Here is a 2,098-nt window from a genome sequence, read left to right as displayed (position 1 = left end):
TGATAAAACTAGCTAAACGTATGAATGGCTTAGCAGTAATTGGAGCAATCTTATTTATGGTTGTCCAAGTTGTCTGTGATTTATATTTGCCCAATTTAACTGCAGATATTATAGACAACGGGGTAGCGACAGGAGATGTTGATTATATCATCTCAGTCGGCGTAAAAATGTTGGGGTTCTCTTTATTAAGTGTAGCCGCAGCAACAGGGAATGTTTATTTAGCTGCACAGCAATCCCAGTTATTAGGAAAAAATGTTCGAAGCAATATTTTTAAAAAAGTATCTTACTTTTCAAACGATGCAATTGATGAGATTGGAACATCATCGCTGATCACTAGAACGACCAATGATGTGGTCCAAATTCAAATGGTCATCATGATGGGATTAAGAATGATGATTATGGCTCCTATTATGTTAGTGGGAGCAGGAGTTATGGCTTACAACCGGGAACCTAAGCTTGCCAGTATTTTTCTTTATGTACTGCCGATTTTAGCTATATTCATGTTAATCATTATGTATTTTGGAGTCCCGTACTTTAAGAAAATGCAAAGTAAAACTGACCGTTTGAACTTAGTTTTTCGAGAAGGATTGACTGGGATCCGTGTTATCCGTGCATTCAATCGAAATGATTCAGAAATAAAACGATTTGACACAGCCAATAAAGATTTTGCTGAGACGTCTATCAAAGCTAATACGATCATGAGTTTTATGATGCCTGTTATGACCTTAATCATTAGCGCAACCAATATCTCAATTATTTGGTTTGGTGGACACTATATCGGTGATGGGGCTATGGAAGTAGGTAACTTAATTACCTTTATGACTTATGCGATGCAAATTTTGATGAGCTTTATGATGTTGTCGATGATTTTTATTTTCATTCCCAGAGGACAAGTATCTGCTGCTCGTATCAATCAAGTTTTAGCCACAGAAAGTGCGGTTAAAGATCCAGAAAAACCAACCAAAGTAGATATGGCCAATAAAGGAACGTTAGAGTTTGACCATGTTGATTTCCGCTATACTGGAGCTGAACAATTGGCCTTAAAAGATATTGATTTTAAAGGGAACAAAGGCGAAATGGTAGCTATTATCGGTGGAACTGGTTCAGGTAAATCGACTTTAGCTAACTTGATCGCGCGTTTTTATGATATTGAGTCAGGTAGCATTCGAATCAATGGAGTAGATATTCGTGATATGAATCAAAAAGACTTGCGTAGCATGATTGGATATGCTCCACAAAAAGCAATTTTATTCACAGGAACAATTCGTTCAAATATGCAATATGGTAAACCAGATGCAACAGATGAAGAAATTTGGCATGCCTTAGAAGTCGCACAAGCCAAGAGCTTTGTATCAGAATTGCCAGACGGTTTAGACAGTCATGTAGAACAAGGAGGAGGGAACTTCTCTGGTGGACAAAAACAACGGTTAAGTATTGCTCGTGCCCTTGTTTCTAAAGCGGATATAATGGTATTCGATGATTCTTTCTCTGCTTTAGACTTTAAAACAGACGCTGCTTTACGTAAAGCATTAGTTCCAGAAGCAAAAGATTCTGTAGTAGTAATCATTGCCCAACGAATCAGTACAGTAATGAATGCCAACACTATTTTAGTAATGGATGGCGGACAAGTAGTCGGAAAAGGAACACATGAAGAATTAAAAGAAACGAATGAAACATATCAAGAAATTATGAGCTCTCAAATGAGAGAGGAGGAAATTTAATGAGAAATGCAGGATCAAAAATGGCACCTCGCAAAGCCAAAAACTTTTGGGCACGTTAAAAAGACTGCTTGGTTATATGTCAAGTCGTTTAGTTGCCATTGGCTTAGTTTTTGTTTTAGCTATTGTCGGAACTGTCTTGCAAACTAAGACACCGAGAATTTTAGGGGAAGCAACGACAGAAATTTTCAAAGGCGTTATGACAGGGGCTAACATGAAACAAGCTGGTCAAGCCATTGATAAATTACCCATTGACTTTGATGTGATTAAAAATGTTTTAGTCACTGTCGCTATTTTGTATATTTTGTCTGCAGTTTTCCAATATTTCCAACAATTTACCATGACGCGTGTAGCGCAAAGAACGGTTTATGATTTGCGGA

General features: G+C 37.5%; 1 protein-coding gene and 1 pseudogene. Both read left to right on the top strand.

Annotated features, from left to right (window positions below; genetic code table 11):
* Positions 1 to 1,721, top strand: a 1,721-nt coding sequence (locus RT405_RS12405) for an ABC transporter ATP-binding protein (RefSeq protein WP_396163826.1), incomplete at its 5' end; no start/stop codon positions are given.
* Positions 1,721 to 2,098, top strand: a pseudogene (locus RT405_RS12400) (ABC transporter ATP-binding protein); the annotation flags it as partial. The gene RT405_RS12405 and the pseudogene RT405_RS12400, both read left to right, overlap by 1 nt.

The organism is Carnobacterium sp. (assembly GCF_032094055.1).
GTDB lineage: Bacteria > Bacillota > Bacilli > Lactobacillales > Carnobacteriaceae > Carnobacterium_A.
This window is presented reverse-complemented; position numbering and strand designations above follow the sequence as displayed.